13 protein-coding genes, 2 rRNA genes and 1 pseudogene are annotated in these 17,989 nt (G+C 69.6%); all 16 read left to right on the forward strand.

Annotated features, from left to right (window positions below):
• Nucleotides 1-9: 9 nt before the first annotated feature.
• Nucleotides 10-312 carry a DUF503 domain-containing protein gene (locus tag JKP76_RS10220; RefSeq protein ID WP_309229830.1) on the forward strand — a complete coding sequence of 101 codons (303 nt, stop codon included), beginning with the start codon at nt 10-12 and terminating at the stop codon, nt 310-312.
• A 48-nt stretch (nt 313-360) separates the two neighbouring features.
• Nucleotides 361-918 carry a 30S ribosome-binding factor RbfA gene (gene rbfA, locus JKP76_RS10225; RefSeq protein ID WP_242471256.1) on the forward strand — a complete coding sequence of 186 codons (558 nt, stop codon included), beginning with the start codon at nt 361-363 and terminating at the stop codon, nt 916-918.
• Nucleotides 915-1,157, forward strand: a complete 243-nt coding sequence (locus tag JKP76_RS10230) for a hypothetical protein (RefSeq protein WP_200490737.1) — start codon at nt 915-917, stop codon at nt 1,155-1,157. The genes rbfA and JKP76_RS10230 overlap by 4 nt, the downstream gene beginning before the upstream one ends.
• Before the next feature lie 3 nt (nt 1,158-1,160).
• Nucleotides 1,161-2,168 carry a bifunctional oligoribonuclease/PAP phosphatase NrnA gene (locus tag JKP76_RS10235; RefSeq protein ID WP_200490738.1) on the forward strand — a complete coding sequence of 336 codons (1,008 nt, stop codon included), beginning with the start codon at nt 1,161-1,163 and terminating at the stop codon, nt 2,166-2,168.
• 8 nt (nt 2,169-2,176) lie between these two features.
• Nucleotides 2,177-3,451, forward strand: coding sequence for an MATE family efflux transporter (locus JKP76_RS10240; RefSeq protein ID WP_242471257.1), 1,275 nt, complete (start codon nt 2,177-2,179; stop codon nt 3,449-3,451).
• A gap of 33 nt (nt 3,452-3,484) precedes the next feature.
• Nucleotides 3,485-4,414, forward strand: a complete 930-nt coding sequence (gene truB, locus JKP76_RS10245) for a tRNA pseudouridine(55) synthase TruB (protein ID WP_200490739.1) — start codon at nt 3,485-3,487, stop codon at nt 4,412-4,414.
• 29 nt (nt 4,415-4,443) lie between these two features.
• The gene (locus JKP76_RS10250; RefSeq protein ID WP_200490740.1) at nt 4,444-4,782 is read left to right on the forward strand and encodes an antibiotic biosynthesis monooxygenase; all 339 of its coding nucleotides are present in this window, start codon (nt 4,444-4,446) and stop codon (nt 4,780-4,782) included.
• Nucleotides 4,783-4,892: 110 nt separating this feature from the next.
• The gene (locus tag JKP76_RS10255; RefSeq protein WP_200490741.1) at nt 4,893-6,032 is read left to right on the forward strand and encodes a branched-chain amino acid aminotransferase; all 1,140 of its coding nucleotides are present in this window, start codon (nt 4,893-4,895) and stop codon (nt 6,030-6,032) included.
• Between the two features lie 28 nt (nt 6,033-6,060).
• Complete coding sequence (locus JKP76_RS10260) at nt 6,061-7,020, forward strand: bifunctional riboflavin kinase/FAD synthetase (protein WP_200490742.1); 960 nt, start codon at nt 6,061-6,063, stop codon at nt 7,018-7,020.
• A gap of 91 nt (nt 7,021-7,111) precedes the next feature.
• Nucleotides 7,112-7,382, forward strand: a pseudogene (rpsO, locus tag JKP76_RS10265) (30S ribosomal protein S15).
• Nucleotides 7,383-7,690: 308 nt separating this feature from the next.
• Nucleotides 7,691-9,952, forward strand: a complete 2,262-nt coding sequence (locus JKP76_RS10270) for a polyribonucleotide nucleotidyltransferase (RefSeq protein ID WP_200490743.1) — start codon at nt 7,691-7,693, stop codon at nt 9,950-9,952.
• Entirely contained in the window at nt 9,949-11,316 is a 1,368-nt protein-coding gene (locus JKP76_RS10275; protein ID WP_200490744.1) for a pitrilysin family protein, read from the forward strand. The genes JKP76_RS10270 and JKP76_RS10275 overlap by 4 nt, the downstream gene beginning before the upstream one ends.
• Complete coding sequence (locus tag JKP76_RS10280; protein ID WP_200490745.1) at nt 11,316-11,687, forward strand: VanZ family protein; 372 nt, start codon at nt 11,316-11,318, stop codon at nt 11,685-11,687. Before JKP76_RS10275 ends, JKP76_RS10280 begins: the two co-directional genes overlap by 1 nt.
• A gap of 49 nt (nt 11,688-11,736) precedes the next feature.
• Nucleotides 11,737-12,534: a 4-hydroxy-tetrahydrodipicolinate reductase gene (dapB, locus tag JKP76_RS10285; RefSeq protein ID WP_200490746.1), complete on the forward strand. Its 798-nt coding sequence runs from the start codon at nt 11,737-11,739 to the stop codon at nt 12,532-12,534.
• A gap of 336 nt (nt 12,535-12,870) precedes the next feature.
• A 16S ribosomal RNA gene (locus JKP76_RS10290) occupies nt 12,871-14,389 on the forward strand.
• Nucleotides 14,390-14,810: 421 nt separating this feature from the next.
• Nucleotides 14,811-17,929: ribosomal RNA gene (locus JKP76_RS10295) — 23S ribosomal RNA — on the forward strand.
• The 16S and 23S rRNA genes sit together here, the layout of an rRNA operon.
• Nucleotides 17,930-17,989: the final 60 nt, after the last annotated feature.

The raw sequence follows: 17,989 nt of genomic DNA on the forward strand, positions 1-17,989 counted from the left end.
AGGGAGGCGGTGAGCGTGTTCACCGGCACGCTCACCGCCGACCTCCTGCTGGGCGACGTCCACTCGCTCAAGGGCAAGCGCGCCGTGGTGCGGCCGATCGTGGCCGAGCTGCGGCGCCGCTTCTCCGTGGCGGCGGCCGAGGTCGGTGACCAGGACCTGCACCGCAGGGCCCAGGTCGGCCTGGCCACCGTCGCCGCGGACGCCGGCCAGGTCCGCGACGTCCTGGACGCCTGCGAGCGGTTGCTGGCCGAACGACCCGAGGTGACGCTGCTGTCGACCCACCGTCAGCTGATCAGCGACACCGACAGCTGACCCCCGTGCCCGCCCGGCGTCCACCGACGCCCTGACCAAGGAGTCCCGATGGCCGACCCGGCCCGCGCACGCAAGCTGGCGGTGCGCATCCGTCAGATCGTCTCCGCCGCGATCGAGACGCAGATCAAGGACCCCCGGCTGGGCATGGTGACCGTCACCGACGCGCGCGTCACCAGCGACCTGCGCGAGGCGACGGTCTTCTACACCGTCTACGGCGACGAGACGCAGATCGCCGACTCCGCGGCCGCCCTCACCAGCGCCACCGGTGTCCTGCGTTCCACCGTGGGCAAGCAGACCGGCATCAAGTTCGTGCCGACCCTGGCCTTCGTCGCCGACATCGTCCCGGACACCGCGCGCGAGCTCGAGGACGCCCTCGAGCGCGCCCGGCACGCCGATGCCGAGCTGGCCCGCGCCCGCGAGGGCGCGCAGTACGCCGGCGAGGCCGACCCCTACCGCAAGCCCGCGGAGGACGACGAGGACGACGACGAGACCCCCGCCGGCCTCGGCGACGGGGACACCGACCAGGACGCCGACGCGGACACCACCGCGGACACCACCGCGGACACCACCGGGGACCTGCCGGCCGGCACGAGGAGCGCACTGTGACCGAGAACGACCCCGACCCGTACGAGCCCGACGAGGGCCAGGGCACCTCCGTGCTGGGCGGCCGCGCCGTCCCCGCCGATGGTGACCCCACCGACGGCGGCAAGCACGGCGAGATCGGCGAGGCGCCGAGCATCGCCTCCGACGAGCCCGGCGACGGCAGCAGCTACCCCGTGGGCGGTGGCACCGTCACCGAGGAGCAGAACGCCCCGCCGGTCGCCGACCCGGGACCGGACGCCTGATCCATGGCTCCGCTCCCTCCCGACGGCCTCGACGCGGTGTCCCGCTCCGTGGCCGGCGTCCTGACCGAGGCCGCCGAGGCCCGGGCCACCGTCGTCCTCTCCGGGCACGTCAACCCGGACGCCGACGCGCTCGGCAGCACCCTGGCCCTCGCCGAGGGGCTCCGCCGCCGCGGGGCGCGGGTGCTGCCGACCTTCCCGGGCGAGTTCACCCTGCCGGCGTCCCTCGGCTGGCTCCCCGGCGCGGAAGGGCTGGTGCCGTCGTCGGCGCTGCCTGGCTCACCCGACGTCTTCGTCAGCCTGGACGCCGCCTCGCCCGGCCGGCTCGGTGAGGTCGCCGCGCTGCTCGACGGCGCGGGCACCTCGATCGTCGTCGACCACCACGCCAGCAACCCCGGGTTCGGCGGCCTGCGACTGGTCGACCCGGGCGCGCCCGCCACGGTGGCCCTGGTGGCCGACCTGCTCGACGACCTCGGCGTCGCCCTCGACCAGCAGCTGGCCACCTGCCTGTACGCCGGGCTGGCGGCCGACACCGGCTCCTTCCGGTTCGGCAACACCCGGCCGCAGACCCACGAGCTGGCCGCCCGGCTGCTGGCCACCGGCATCGACCACGCCGCGATCAGCCGCCGGCTGTTCGACACCGCGCCGTTCGGCTGGCTGGGTCTGCTCTCGGTCGTGACCGGCCGCGCCGTCCTCGAGCCCGGCGTCGGCGCCGGCCTGGTGTGGACCTGGTCGAGCACCGCGGAGGCCGCCGAGCACGGCCTGCCCGGCGAGCAGCTCGAGGCGCTGGTCGACGTCATCCGATCGGCCGAGGAGGCCGACGTCGCCTGCGTGCTCAAGGGCCAGGAGGACGGCTCGTGGTCGGTCTCGCTGCGCTCGCGCGGCGGCACCGACCTGGCCCGCGTGGCCACGACGCTGGGCGGCGGAGGGCACACCCTGGCCGCCGGCTACACCTCGCACCTCGACCGCGAGGGGACGATCGCGGCGCTGCGCGCCCAGCTCGCCCCCCGCTAGGGGCAGACATGGCCATTTCTGCCCCTCAGCGGTCGGTGCTGTCGCTGGCGCTGCCGGCGCTGGTGGTCCTGGCCGCGGAGCCGCTGTACCTGCTGGTCGACACCGCCGCCGTCGGCAACCTCGGCACGGTCGCGCTCGGCGGGCTCGCCGTCGGCGGTGGGCTGCTCGCCTGGTCCGCGGCGCTGCTGAACTTCCTCGCCTACGGCACGACGGCGCGGGCCGCGCGGCGGGCCGGCGCGGGGGACCGGGCCGGAGCCGTCGCCGAGGGCGTCCAGGCGACCTGGCTGGCCGCGGCGCTCGGCGTGATGGTGCTCGTCTTCTTCCAGCTCGCCGCGGGCCCGTTGACCCGGCTGCTGGCCGGCGGTGCCGGGCCGGTGGCCGAGGCGGGGGAGGAGTGGCTGCGGATCGCCTCGCTGGGCCTCCCGCTGCTGCTCGTGTCGCTGGCCGGCAACGGCTGGCTGCGCGGGGTGCAGGAGCTGCGCCGCCCGGTGCGCTTCGTGCTCGCCGGCAGCCTGCTCAGCCTGGTGCTGTGCCCCCTGCTCGTGCACGTGGTCGGCTGGGGCCTGGTCGGCTCGGCGGTCGCCAACGTGGCCGGTCAGTCGGTCACCGCCGCGTTGTTCCTGCGCGCCCTGGCCCGGGAGGGCGCGGCGTGGCGGCCGCGCCCGGCGTCCGTCCTCGCCCAGCTGGTCATCGGCCGCGACCTGCTGCTGCGCGCCGCGGTCCTCCAGGTCTCCTTCCTCGTGGCCGCCGGCGTCGCGGCGCGCACCGGCACCGCCGAGCTGGGCGCGCACCAGATCGCGCTCCAGCTCTTCTTCTTCCTCGCGCTGGTCCTCGACGCCTACGCGATCGCCGCGCAGACGCTCGTCGGCCACGCCCTCGGGGCCGGCCGACCGGCCGACGCGCGGGCCACCGCCCGCCGCGTCGCGCGGTGGGGGCTGGGCACCGGGGTCGCCGTCGCGGCGGTGCTGCTCGCGCTCCGCGGCGTTCGTCCCGCCGCTGTTCACCGACGACCCCGCCGTCGTCGACCAGGCGCAGCTCGTCTGGTGGTTCCTCGCCGCCATGCAGCCGCTGGCCGGGGTGGTGTTCGCCCTCGACGGCGTGCTCATGGGCGCCGGCGACGTCGGCTACCTGCGGACGCTCACCGTCGGCTCGGCCGTCCTCGGCTTCCTGCCGCTGTCGCTGCTGTCCGCGCCGCTGGGCTGGGGGCTGGCCGGTGTCTGGACCGGCCTGTGCCTGTTCATCGCGCTGCGGCTGGTCGGGGTGCTGGCGCGGGTGGCCGGTGATCGCTGGCTGAGCGCACCTGCGACCGTTACCGCGTGAGCCCCCGCACGCCCGACGCCGACGTCCCGCCCGGTCTCCTGCTGGTCGACAAGCCCGGCGGGATGACCTCCCACGACGTCGTCGCCCGCGCCCGGCGGGTGCTGTCGGTCCGCAAGATCGGCCACGCTGGCACCCTGGACCCGATGGCGACCGGCCTGCTCGTCCTCGGCGTCGGGACGGCGACCCGCCTGCTCGGCCACGTCGGCGGGCACGACAAGACCTACGAGGCGACCATCCGCCTGGGGGCGACGACGGTCACCGACGACCGGGAGGGCGAGGTCCTCACCACGACGTCCGCGGCCGGCGTGGACGACGACGGGGTCCGCGCGGCGCTCGCCGCCCAGACCGGCCCGCTGCAGCAGGTGCCGTCGTCGGTGAGCGCGGTCAAGGTCGCCGGCCGCCGCTCCTACGACCGGGTGCGCGCCGGGGAGGACGTCGTCCTCGAGCCGCGCTCGGTGACCGTCCACCGGCTCGAGGTCCACCGGATCCGCCGGCCCGAGCCCGACCTGGTCGACGTCGACGTCACCGTCGAGTGCACCGCGGGCACCTACATCCGGGCCATCGCCCGCGACGCCGGCGCCGCCCTCGGCGTGGGCGGCCACCTCACCGCCCTGCGGCGGACCGCGTCGGGTCCGTTCGCGGTGGCGCAGGCCGCCCCGGTCGAGGACGCCGGTGCCGCGCTGGCCGCGGGCGGAGGCGCGGGCTTCCTGCCCCTCACCGACGCCGCCCGGCTGGTCTTCCCGGAGCGCCCGCTCACCGCGGCCGAGGCCACCGCCGTCGGGTACGGGCAGCGGGTGCCCGCCACCGGCGCGCCCGGCCTGCACGCCGCGGTGGACCCGGCGGGCCGGCTGGTCGCGCTCGTCGAGGACGCCGGGACGACGGCCCGGGTGGTCGTCGGCTTCCCGCCCTCGCCGGCCGGGGGTTGAGCCGGCTCCGCCCCGGGAACGGGGAGCCCATGAGCGTCGTCAAGATCAACGCGATCACCGTCCCGAAGGACAAGCAGGGCCGGTTCGAGGAGCGCTTCCGCGGCCGCGCGGGCGCCGTCGAGTCCACGCCCGGCTTCGAGTGGTTCGAGCTGCTGCGCCCGCTGGAGGGCACCGACCAGTACCTGGTCTACACCCGGTGGAGCAGTCACGAGGCCTACGAGGCCTGGCAGTCGAGCCAGGACTTCGACCGCGCCCACGACGGCGGCGGCGACACCCTGGCGTCGGCGGCCCCGCACTCCGCGCACGTGTGGACCTACGAGGTGCTCGAGTTCGCCGGCCCGGACGCCAACCAGGAGAACCAGGCCTGATCCCGTCCGGCGGCGGTCGGCGTCCGGCCGCCGCCGGACGCGGGGATAGTGTGGGCGCGGGGCCGGTGCTCGCCGGGCCCGCCGCATCGCACGCACTGCAGGTGGGAGCCATGACCGACACGCTCAACGACAGCCGTACCGACTCGCGGATGTTCACCGAGGGCGTGCCGGTCGTCGTGGAGGACGTGCGGCGCCGCACCCCCACCGAGCGCGCCGGCCTGCTGGAGGACCCGGGCTTCGGCCGGTACTTCACCGACAGCATGTTCGTGGCCCGCTACCGGCTCGGCGAGGGCTGGTACGACGCCCGGCTGACCACCTACGGCCCGCTGCAGATGGACCCGGCGACGGCCGCGCTGCACTACGCGCAGTCGATCTTCGAAGGGCTCAAGGCCTACGCCCAGCCCGACGGCAGCGTCGCCACCTTCCGCCCCGAGGCCAACGCCGCCCGCTTCGCCCGCGGCGCCCGCCGGCTGGCGATGCCCGTCGTCCCCGAGGAGTCCTTCCTCACCGCGGTGGACGCCCTCGTCGACGCCGACCGCGACTGGGTCCCGACCGGCCCGGACCAGACGCTGTACCTGCGCCCCTACATGCTGGCCAGCGAGCCGTTCCTCGGCGTGCGCCCCGCCCACGAGTACCTGTTCATGATCATCGCCAGCCCGGCGGGCGCCTACTTCCCGCGCGGGGTGCACCCGGTCTCGGTCTACCTCTCCGAGGACTACATCCGGGCCGCCCCCGGCGGCACCGGCGACGTGAAGTGCGCCGGCAACTACGCCGCCAGCCTGCTCGCGCAGGAGCAGGCCATCGAGGCCGGCTGCGACCAGGTCGTGTGGCTCGACGCGGTCGAGAAGAAGTACGTCGAGGAGATGGGCGGGATGAACCTGTTCTTCGTCCTCGGCTCCGGCGAGGACGCCGAACTGGTGACCCCCGAGCTGACCGGCACGCTGCTGCCCGGCATCACCCGCGACTCGCTCATCGAGGTCGCCCGCTCGATGGGCCACACCGTCACCGAGCGGAAGTTCTCCGTCGACGAGTGGCGCCAGGGCGTGGCCGACGGCACCGTCACCGAGACCTTCGCCTGCGGCACCGCCGCGGTGATCACGCCGGTCGGCGAGGTCAAGGCGCGCACCGGCGACTTCACCGTGGGCGACGGCACCCCCGGCCCGCTGACCATGCGGCTGCGCGAGTCCCTGCTCGACATCCAGCACGGGCGGGTGGCCGACACCCGCGGCTGGCTGCACCGCGTCGGCTGACCGGCCCGGACCGGAGGACGTCGGACACGTGCAGCGCTGGCGAGGCCTGGAGGCCACCCCGGCCGATCTCGGCCGCACCGTGGTCACCATCGGCATGTACGACGGCGTCCACCGCGGGCACCAGGCGCTGATCGGCGCCGCGGTCGCCCGCGCGCGGGCGATGCGCCGGCCCTGCCTGCTGCTCACCTTCGACCCGCACCCGGCCGAGGTGGTCCGCCCGGGTTCGCACCCGGCGATCCTCACCGCGCTCGACCGCAAGGCCGAGCTGGTGGCCGGGCTCGGCGTCGACGCCATGTGCGTGCTGCCGTTCACCCCGGAGTTCATGCGGCTGGCGCCGGAGACGTTCACCCACACCGTCCTGGTCGAGCACCTGCACGCCGCCCAGGTGGTGGTGGGGGAGAACTTCACCTACGGGCACCGGGCGGCCGGCACCGTCGCCACCCTCACCGCCGAGGGCCGCCGGTTCGGCTTCGCCGTCGAGGGCGTCGAGCTGGCCGAGGACTCCTCCGACTCCGGCGACGTCACCATCTCCTCGACCTACGTCCGCGCCTGCGTGGCGGCCGGCGACATGGTGGCGGCCGCGCGCGCCCTCGGGCGCCCGCACCGGGTCGACGGCGTCGTCGTCCGCGGGGACCGGCGCGGCCGCGACCTCGGCTACCCCACGGCCAACGTCGAGAGCCCGCCGTTCACCGCCATCCCGGCCGACGGCGTGTACGCCGGGCACCTCGTCACCCGCGACCCGCGCGGCGGTGCGAGCCGCGAGCGCTTCCCGGCCGCGATCTCCGTCGGCAGCAACCCGACCTTCCAGGGCAGCCGGCGCACCGTCGAGGCCTACGTCCTGGACTACGACGGCGACCTGTACGGCGAGCACGTGGGCGTCGAGTTCGTCTCCCGGCTCCGCCCGATGGCCGCGTTCCCCGACGTCGACGCCCTGCTGGTGGCCATGGCCAAGGACGTCTCGGACACCCGCGGCATCCTCGGCATGTAACCTGGGGGACCGCCGGGGTGACCCGGCGTGTGTGAAGCCTGCCCTCGTGATTCAGACCGAGGGCCACACCTGACCCGCCCCGGAGGCGACCATGGCGCTCGACAGCGCGCTCAAGAAGCAGATCATGACCGAGTTACGCGACGGTCGAGAACGACACCGGCTCGCCCGAGGTGCAGGTCGCGATGCTGACCCGCCGGATCAGCGACCTCACCGAGCACCTCAAGATGCACAAGCACGACCACCACAGCCGTCGTGGCCTGCTGCTGCTGGTCGGCCGCCGTCGCCGGCTGCTGAACTACCTGGCCAAGACCGACATCAACCGCTACCGGTCGCTGATCGAGCGTCTCGGCCTGCGCCGCTAGCACCACGAGGGGGCCGTTCCCGGAAGACTCCGGGACGGTCCCCTTCCTCGTGCGGCACCCGTCGCACGCAGGAGAACCGGCCAGCCGCCGGACGCGTCCCTCGAGGGCCGGTCCTCGGTAGTGGCCCCCGGGCAGGCTCCTCCACGCGAGGAGTGGCTCCCCGCGCCGCGGGGAATCCGATCCCGAGGGCTTCGATCGAGCACCGGTCGCCCCGGACGCAGGACGGCACCCCCGCCACGGGGAACTGGTCGTCAGAGGAGTCGCAGGTCGGCACGAGGCCGCTGCGACGAAAGAAGAGAGAAGGACACGTGTCCGCACCCACCATCACCGCAGAGTTCGACGCCGAGGACGGCGTCACCACCGCCACCGCGGTCATCGACAACGGCAGCTTCGGCAGCCGGTCGATCACGTTCGAGACCGGCCGCCTCGCCAAGCAGGCCGCCGGCTCCGTCGTCGTCACCATGGGCGACACCATGCTGCTGTCCGCCACCACGGCCGGCCGTCAGCCGAAGGAGCAGTTCGACTTCTTCCCGCTGACCGTCGACGTCGAGGAGCGGATGTACGCCGCCGGGCGCATCCCCGGCTCGTTCTTCCGCCGCGAGGGCCGTCCCTCCGAGGACGCGATCCTCACCTGCCGCCTGATCGACCGCCCGCTGCGCCCGACCTTCGCCAAGGGCCTGCGCAACGAGGTCCAGGTGGTCATCACCGTCATGGCGCTGGACCCCACGCACCTCTACGACGTGGTGGCCATCAACGCCGCCTCGGCGTCCACCCAGCTCTCGGGCCTGCCCTTCTCCGGGCCGGTCGGCGCCACCCGCGTCGCCCTCATCAACGGCCAGTGGGTCGGCTTCCCGACGCACACCGAGCTCGAGGACGCCGTCTTCGACATGGTCGTGGCCGGCCGGGTCCTGCCCGACGGCGACGTCGCGATCATGATGGTCGAGGCCGAGGCCACCGAGAAGACCATCGAGCTCGTCGCCGGTGGCGCCACCGCCCCCACCGAGGAGGTCGTGGCCCAGGGCCTCGAGGCCGCCAAGCCCTTCATCAAGGCGCTGTGCGACGCGCAGTCGGCCATGGCCGAGAAGGCCGCCAAGCCGGTCGCCGACTTCCCCCGCTTCCTGGACTACCAGGACGACGTCTACGCCGCCGTCGAGGCCCAGGCCTCCGAGAAGCTGGCCCAGGCCCAGCAGATCCCCGGCAAGGCCGAGCGCGAGGACGCCACCGACGCCCTCAAGGACGAGGTCAAGGCCGCGCTCGCCGGCCAGTTCGAGGGCCGCGAGAAGGAGATCTCCGGTGCCTTCCGCGCGGTGACCAAGAAGGTCGTGCGCCAGCGCATCCTCCGCGACAAGGTCCGCATCGACGGCCGCGGCCTGACCGACATCCGGCCGCTGTCGGCCGAGGTCGAGGTCATCCCGCGCGTGCACGGCTCGGCGCTGTTCGAGCGCGGCGAGACCCAGATCCTGGGCGTCACCACGCTGAACATGCTCCGCATGGAGCAGCAGCTGGACACGCTGTCGCCGGTGACTCGCAAGCGCTACATGCACAACTACAACTTCCCGCCGTACTCCACCGGTGAGACCGGCCGCGTGGGCTCGCCCAAGCGCCGCGAGATCGGCCACGGCGCGCTCGCCGAGCGGGCGCTGGTCCCGGTGCTGCCGGACCGCGAGGAGTTCCCCTACGCGATCCGCCAGGTCTCCGAGGCGCTGGGCTCCAACGGCTCCACGTCCATGGGTTCGGTCTGCGCCTCGACGCTGGCCCTGCTCAACGCCGGCGTCCCGCTGAAGGCGCCGGTCGCCGGCATCGCGATGGGCCTGGTGTCCGACGAGGTCGACGGCAAGACCGAGTACGTCGCGCTCACCGACATCCTCGGCGCCGAGGACGCGTTCGGTGACATGGACTTCAAGGTCGCCGGCACCCGCGACTTCGTGACCGCGCTCCAGCTGGACACGAAGCTCGACGGCATCCCCTCCGACGTCCTCGCCGGTGCGCTGACCCAGGCCCGCGCGGCCCGGCTGCACATCCTCGACGTGATGAACGAGGCCATCGACGCCCCGGACGAGATGAGCCCGTACGCCCCGCGCGTGACCACGGTGCGCATCCCGGTCGACAAGATCGGCGCGGTCATCGGGCCCAAGGGCCAGATGATCAACGCGATCCAGGACGAGACCGGCGCCGACATCACCATCGAGGACGACGGCACGATCTACGTCGGCGCCTCCGACGGCCCGTCGGCCCAGGCCGCGGTGGACCGCATCAACGCCATCGCCAACCCGACGCTGCCCAAGGTCGGCGAGCGGTTCCTCGGCACGGTCGTCAAGACCACGCCGTTCGGTGCCTTCGTCTCGCTGCTGCCCGGCCGCGACGGCCTGGTGCACATCAGCAAGCTCGGTGGCGGCAAGCGCATCGGCAAGGTCGAGGACGTGGCCAACGTCGGCGACAAGATGCAGGTGGAGATCACCGACATCGACGCCCGCGGCAAGATCAGCCTCGTGCCGGTCGCCGAGGGCGACGCCGGTGCGGCCGCTGAGGCCCCCGTGGCCGAGGCCGCCGACGCTCCCGCGGGTGAGTGACGACGTCCGCTGACGTGATCGGGTCCGGGGCGGGTGCTGCTGCACCCGCCCCGGTTCCCGTCGGGGTGACCCGGCTGCTCGACCTGGACGAGGTCGGCGGCCGGGTGGAGCGCACCACGCTGCCCGGGGGGCTGCGGGTGCTGACCGAGACGATGCCCGGCGTCCTCTCGGCGACCGTCGGGATCTGGGTCGACGTCGGCTCGCGCGACGAGACCCCCGGTGTGGCGGGCGCGTCGCACTTCCTCGAGCACCTGCTGTTCAAGGGGACGACGTCGCGCAGCGCGCTGGAGATCGCGACCGCGATGGACGCCGTCGGCGGCGAGATGAACGCGTTCACCGCCAAGGAGCACACCTGCTTCTACGCGAACGTGCTCGCCAGCGACCTGCCGCTCGCGGTGGGGCTGCTCGCCGACCTGGTGACCGACGCGACCAACACCGCGGCCGACCTCGAGTCCGAGCGCACGGTGGTGCTCGAGGAGATCGCGATGCGCGACGACGAGCCGGCCGACGCGGTGCACGACCTGTTCTCCGAGACGCTGTTCGGCGACGACACCCCGCTCGGCCGCTCGGTGCTCGGCACCGTCGAGTCGATCGAGGGCCTGTCCCGCGACGACGTCGACGGCTGGTACCGGACGCGGTACGCGGCGCCGTCGATGGTCGTCACCGCCGCCGGCCGGGTCGACCACCAGCAGGTGCTCGAACTGGTCTCGGCGGCCTTCGGGGACCGGCTGGGCGGCGACGGCGTGCCCGCACCGCTCCGCCTGGGCGAGCCGGGCGTCGAGCAGCCGGCCCGCCCGACCGGCCTCATCTCGCGGCGCACCGAGCAGACCCACCTGCTGCTGGGCGCTCCCGGCCTCGGCCGCCTGGACGACCGGCGGTACGCCGCCGCCGTCCTCGACGCCGCGGTCGGCGGGGGCATGAGCTCCCGGCTGTTCCAGGAGATCCGCGAGAAGCGGGGCCTGGTCTACAGCGTGGGCTCCGCGCTCGGGCACTACGCCGGGACGGGCACCTTCTCCGTCTACGCGGGCTGCTCCAAGAAGCGGGTGCCCGAGGTGCTGCGGCTCATCCGCGCGGGGCTGGACGGCGTGGCCGCCGACGGGCTCACCGCCGAGGAGGTCGCCCGCGCCCGGGGCCAGCTCAAGGGCGGCATGGTGCTCGGCCTCGAGGACACCGGCTCCCGGATGAGCCGGCTCGGCAAGAGCGAGCTCTCCTACGGGGAGTACCTGCCGGTGCGGGAGGTACTGGCCCGCCTGGACGCCGTGGACGAGCAGCAGGTGCGCGAGGTGGCGACCGAGCTGTTCGGCCGGCCCACCTGCCTGGCGGTCGTGGGGCCCTACCGCGACGCGGACCTCGACGGGCTCTGATGGCGTCCCACCCCGCCCTCGCCGTCCACGGCGCGCTCGCCCGCGGCGTCTTCGCCGTGGTCGTACTGCTCTCCCTGGCGGTGCTGTTCGCCCCCGCCTCCGACGTCCCGACGGCGCCGGCGGGGGTGGACAAGCTGGTCCACCTCGGGCTGTTCGCCGCCCTGGCGCTGAGCGGGCGGTGGGCCGGCATCGCCGCCCGGCCGCTGGCGCCGCTGCTGCTGGTGTACGCGGCGGTGAGCGAGGTGCTCCAGGGCCTGGCCGTGCTCGACCGCAGCGTGTCCCTGGCCGACTGGGTCGCCGACGCCGTGGGCGTGCTGGCCGGCCTGGCGCTGTGGGCGTGGCTCGAGCGCCGGGACGCCGCGCCACGCTGAACCGGGGGAGCGTCTTGCGGTTCTGCGGTCGTCCGGGAAACCTGGCCGCGTGACCACCTCCGCACCCGGCCAGCAGCCCGCCCCTCCGTCCGAGGACACCCCCGTCATCAACGTCGGGGTGCTCGGGGCCCGCGGCCGCATGGGCACCGAGGTCGTCCGGGCCGTCAACGACGCCGAGGACCTCGAGCTCGTCGCGATGGTCGACGAGGGGGACTGGCTGTTCGGCCTGGCCGACGCCGGCACCCAGGTGGTCGTCGACTTCACCCGGCCGGACGTCGTCATGGACAACATCCGGTTCTGCATCGACAACAACATCCACTGCGTCGTCGGGACGACGGGCTTCGACCAGGACCGGCTCACGACGATCGCCGAGTGGCTGGAGCCCAAGCCCGAGGTCGGCGTGATCATCGCGCCGAACTTCGGGATCGGCGCCCTCCTGCTCATGAAGTTCGCGCAGGAGGCGGCGCGCTTCTTCCCCTCCGTGGAGGTCGTCGAGCTGCACCACCCGGGCAAGGTGGACGCCCCCTCCGGGACCGCGGTGCGCACCGCGCGGTTGATCGCCGAGGCCCGCCGTGCCGCCGGCCTGCCCCCGGCGCCCGACGCGACGAGCGAGGGTCTGCCAGGGGCGCGCGGCGCCGATGTCGAGGGCATCCCCGTGCACGCGGTGCGGCTGGCCGGGCTGGTCGCCCACCAGGAGGTGCTCATGGGGACGTCGGGGGAGACCCTCACCCTCCGGCACGACTCCTACGACCGCGCGTCTTTCATGCCCGGCGTGCTGCTCGCGGTGCGCGAGATCGGCCACCGGCCGGGGCTGACCGTGGGGATCGAGCACCTGCTGGGCCTCTGACCGGTGGTGTGACCGGGACCGCTCCCCGGGGGGTTGCGCCGAGCCCCTGGAGGGCGTGTATGGTTCTCCATGCGCCGCGCGGAGCTGAGGCTCCGCCGGACCGGGACCCGCCGCTGGTGGGGGCAACGGAAACCGGCGTAGTGTTGGACATCCAGCCGCAGACGGAGCCCGGAAGGGTCGAGTTTGTGCGCGTCCGCTCTTTGAGAACTCAACAGCGTGCCGAAAGTCAGTGCCAAGTAATACCCCGTGCCGGGGGCTTTGTGTTTCCGGCTGGGATTCCTTTGGTTGATTGATATCGAGAGTGCTAGCTCTCGGTTCTCAGCCGGTTCAAATTCATCTACGGAGAGTTTGATCCTGGCTCAGGACGAACGCTGGCGGCGTGCTTAACACATGCAAGTCGAACGGTGAACCCGCTTCGGTGGGGGATCAGTGGCGAACGGGTGAGTAACACGTGGGCAACCTGCCCTCAGCTCTGGGATAACTCCAAGAAATTGGGGCTAATACCGGATGTGACTGCTGACCGCATGGTCTGGTGGTGGAAAGATTTATCGGCTGAGGATGGGCCCGCGGCCTATCAGCTTGTTGGTGGGGTAGTGGCCTACCAAGGCGACGACGGGTAGCCGGCCTGAGAGGGTGACCGGCCACACTGGGACTGAGACACGGCCCAGACTCCTACGGGAGGCAGCAGTGGGGAATATTGCGCAATGGGCGAAAGCCTGACGCAGCGACGCCGCGTGGGGGATGACGGCCTTCGGGTTGTAAACCTCTTTCAGCAGGGACGAAGCGAAAGTGACGGTACCTGCAGAAGAAGCACCGGCCAACTACGTGCCAGCAGCCGCGGTAATACGTAGGGTGCAAGCGTTGTCCGGAATTATTGGGCGTAAAGAGCTCGTAGGCGGTTTGTTGCGTCGGCTGTGAAAACCTGAGGCTCAACCTCAGGCCTGCAGTCGATACGAGCAGACTAGAGTGTTGCAGGGGAGACTGGAATTCCTGGTGTAGCGGTGAAATGCGCAGATATCAGGAGGAACACCGGTGGCGAAGGCGGGTCTCTGGGCAACAACTGACGCTGAGGAGCGAAAGCGTGGGGAGCGAACAGGATTAGATACCCTGGTAGTCCACGCCGTAAACGTTGGGCGCTAGGTGTGGGGCTCATTCCACGAGTTCCGTGCCGCAGCTAACGCATTAAGCGCCCCGCCTGGGGAGTACGGCCGCAAGGCTAAAACTCAAAGGAATTGACGGGGGCCCGCACAAGCGGCGGAGCATGTTGCTTAATTCGATGCAACGCGAAGAACCTTACCTAGGCTTGACATGCACGGAAATCCTCCAGAGATGGTGGGTCCGTAAGGGCCGTGCACAGGTGGTGCATGGTTGTCGTCAGCTCGTGTCGTGAGATGTTGGGTTAAGTCCCGCAACGAGCGCAACCCTCGTTCTATGTTGCCAGCACGTCATGGTGGGGACTCATAGGAGACTGCCGGGGTCAACTCGGAGGAAGGTGGGGATGACGTCAAATCATCATGCCCCTTATGTCTAGGGCTGCAAACATGCTACAATGGCCGGTACAAAGGGCTGCGATACCGCGAGGTGGAGCGAATCCCAAAAAGCCGGTCTCAGTTCGGATTGGGGTCTGCAACTCGACCCCATGAAGTTGGAGTCGCTAGTAATCGCAGATCAGCAATGCTGCGGTGAATACGTTCCCGGGCCTTGTACACACCGCCCGTCACGTCACGAAAGTCGGTAACGCCCGAAGCCGGTGGCCCAACCCTTGTGGAGGGAGCCGTCGAAGGCGGGATCGGCGATTGGGACGAAGTCGTAACAAGGTAGCCGTACCGGAAGGTGCGGCTGGATCACCTCCTTTCTAAGGAGCAACTCGCCGGCAAGCATCAGCTTGTCGGTGCAGAGCCATGCCAGGCCAGGATGTGCCCTCCAGTTTCGGGGTGCGCGGGGTGTCTGGGTGGTGCTCGAGGGTGGAACGCTGACCAGTTCGGCCGGCAGCTGGTGCTGCTCCTAGTACGGCATCTCTTCGTGTTCTTCGGGACGGGTAGGGGTGTGGGGAACGGGGTGGTGGTGGTGGGTTGGTCGTAGGCACGCTGTTGGGTCCTGAGGGCCGGCCCCTCGTGGGGGTGCCGGGTCTGGCGGGTCGTGTGGAGGGTGTCTGGTCGTACGTTGAGAACTGCACAGTGGACGCGAGCATCTTTTTGACTCTTATTTGCATGAGAGTTCTTGTAGGCCCGCACGACGGGTGTCCTTCCGGGCGCTGTTGTGTGGGATTTTTGTGTGGCCAAGTTGTTAAGGGCACACGGTGGATGCCTGGGCACCAGGAGCCGATGAAGGACGTAGGAGGCTGCGATAAGCCTCGGGGAGCTGTCAACCGAGCGTTGATCCGAGGATTTCCGAATGGGGGAACCCCGCACCAGTCATGTGGTGTGACCCGCGCCTGAACACATAGGGCGTGTGGAGGGAACGTGGGGAAGTGAAACATCTCAGTACCCACAGGAAGAGAAAACAACCGTGATTCCGTGAGTAGTGGCGAGCGAAAGCGGATGAGGCTAAACCGATCGCATGTGATAGCCGGCAGGCGTTGTGTGGTCGGGGTCGTGGGACCGTTCCGAGTGTTCTGCCGAGCACTCAGGGAGTGAGAAAAGCACGTGTTAGTGGAAGGCCTCTGGAAGGGGTCGCCGTAGAGGGTGAGAGCCCCGTACACGAAAACATGTGCTCTCCCGAGCGTGATCCCAAGTAGCACCGAGCCCGTGAAATTCGGTGTGAATCTGGCGGGACCACCCGCTAAGCCTGAATACTCCCTGGTGACCGATAGCGGACAAGTACCGTGAGGGAAAGGTGAAAAGTACCCCGGGAGGGGAGTGAAATAGTACCTGAAACCGTGTGCCTACAAGCCGTGAGAGCCTTAGGATTTCGGTCCGGGGTGATTGCGTGCCTTTTGAAGAATGAGCCTGCGAGTTAGTGGTACGTGGCGAGGTTAACCCGTGGGGGGTAGCCGTAGCGAAAGCGAGTCCGAACAGGGCGATTCAGTCGCGTGCCCTAGACCCGAAGCCGAGTGATCTACCCATGGCCAGGTTGAAGCGCGGGTAAGACCGCGTGGAGGACCGAACCCACTTAGGTTGAAAACTGAGGGGATGAGCTGTGGGTAGGGGTGAAAGGCCAATCAAACTCGGTGATAGCTGGTTCTCCCCGAAATGCATTTAGGTGCAGCGTCACGTGTTTCTTGCCGGAGGTAGAGCACTGGATGGCTAATGGGCCCCACAAGGTTACTGACGTCAACCAAACTCCGAATGCCGGTAAGTGAGAGCGTGGCAGTGAGACTGCGGGCGATAAGGTTCGTAGTCGAGAGGGAAACAGCCCAGATCATCGGCTAAGGCCCCTAAGCGTGTGCTAAGTGGAAAAGGATGTGGAGTCGCAGAGACAACCAGGAGGTTGGCTTAGAAGCAGCCACCCTTGAAAGAGTGCGTAATAGCTCACTGGTCAAGTGATTCCGCGCCGACAATGTAGCGGGGCTCAAGCACACCGCCGAAGCCGTGGCATTCATGCTTTTCCTGTCGGTCCTTGTGTGGGCCGGCCAGGTGTGTGGATGGGTAGGGGAGCGTCGTGTGGCGGTCGAAGCGGCGGAGTGATCCAGCCGTGGACGCCACGCGAGTGAGAATGCAGGCATGAGTAGCGAGAGGGGAGTGAGAAACTCCCCCGCCGGAAGACCAAGGGTTCCTGGGCCAGGCTAATCCGCCCAGGGTGAGTCGGGACCTAAGGCGAGGCCGACAGGCGTAGTCGATGGACAACGGGTTGATATTCCCGTACCCGCGAAGGAACGCCCATGCTGAACCCAGCGATGCTAACCACCCGATCCACCGGTCCTCACTTGTGAGGCGAGTGTGGGGAGGCTGGGACCCGGACTGGTAGTAGGCAAGCGATGGGGTGACGCAGGAAGGTAGTCCTACCGGTGAGTGGTAGTACCGGTGCAAGGGTGTGGCCCGCGGGGTAGGCAAATCCGTCCCGCATACAGGGTGAGACCTGACGCATAGCCGAATGAGGCGAATTGGATGATCCTATGCTGCCGAGAAAAGCCTCTAGCGAGTTCCGAGCGGCCCGTACCCCAAACCAACTCAGGTGGTCAGGTAGAGAATACCAAGGCGATCGAGCGAACTGTGGTTAAGGAACTCGGCAAAATGCCCCCGTAACTTCGGGAGAAGGGGGGCCATCTACTGTCAACCGCCTTGCGCGGGGTAGCGGTGGGTGGCCGCAGAGACCAGTGAGAAGCGACTGTTTACTAAAAACACAGGTCCGTGCGAAGTCGTAAGACGATGTATACGGACTGACGCCTGCCCGGTGCTGGAACGTTAAGGGGACGGGTTAGCCGTAAGGCGAAGCTCAGAACTCAAGCGCCAGTAAACGGCGGTGGTAACTATAACCATCCTAAGGTAGCGAAATTCCTTGTCGGGTAAGTTCCGACCTGCACGAATGGCGTAACGACTTCTCAGCTGTCTCAACCACAGGCTCGGCGAAATTGCACTACGAGTAAAGATGCTCGTTACGCGCGGCAGGACGGAAAGACCCCGGGACCTTTACTATAGCTTGATATTGGTGTTCGGTTCGGCTTGTGTAGGATAGGTGGGAGACTGTGAAGCGGGCACGCCAGTGTTCGTGGAGTCATCGTTGAAATACCACTCTGGTCGAATTGGATGTCTAACTTCGGTCCGTGATCCGGATCAGGGACAGTGTCAGGTGGGTAGTTTAACTGGGGCGGTTGCCTCCCAAAATGTAACGGAGGCGCCCAAAGGTTCCCTCAGCCTGGTTGGCAATCAGGTGTCGAGTGCAAGTGCACAAGGGAGCTTGACTGTGAGACCGACGGGTCGAGCAGGAGCGAAAGCTGGGACTAGTGACCCGGCACCGGCATGTGGAAGCGGTGTCGCTCAACGGATAAAAGGTACCCCGGGGATAACAGGCTGATCTTCCCCAAGAGTCCATATCGACGGGATGGTTTGGCACCTCGATGTCGGCTCGTCGCATCCTGGGGCTGGAGTAGGTCCCAAGGGTTGGGCTGTTCGCCCATTAAAGCGGTACGCGAGCTGGGTTTAGAACGTCGTGAGACAGTTCGGTCCCTATCCGCCGTGCGCGTAAGAGACTTGAGAAGAGCTGTCCCTAGTACGAGAGGACCGGGACGGACGAACCTCTGGTGTGCCAGTTGTACCGCCAGGTGCACTGCTGGTTAGCTACGTTCGGCAGGGATAACCGCTGAAAGCATCTAAGCGGGAAGCTCGCTTCAAGATGAGGTCTCTCACCGGGTCAACCGGGTAAGGCCCCCGCCCAGACCAGCGGGTTGATAGGCCGGAAGTGGAAGCACCGCAAGGTGTGGAGCTGACCGGTACTAATAGGCCGAGGGCTTGACCACACACACCCACTCGGGCTGTCGTGCCAGATCAAGTGTCAACTGACGAAGAGTGCTTCGCGT

It is taken from the genome of Blastococcus sp. TML/C7B (assembly GCF_016612845.1).
Lineage (GTDB): Bacteria > Actinomycetota > Actinomycetes > Mycobacteriales > Geodermatophilaceae > Blastococcus.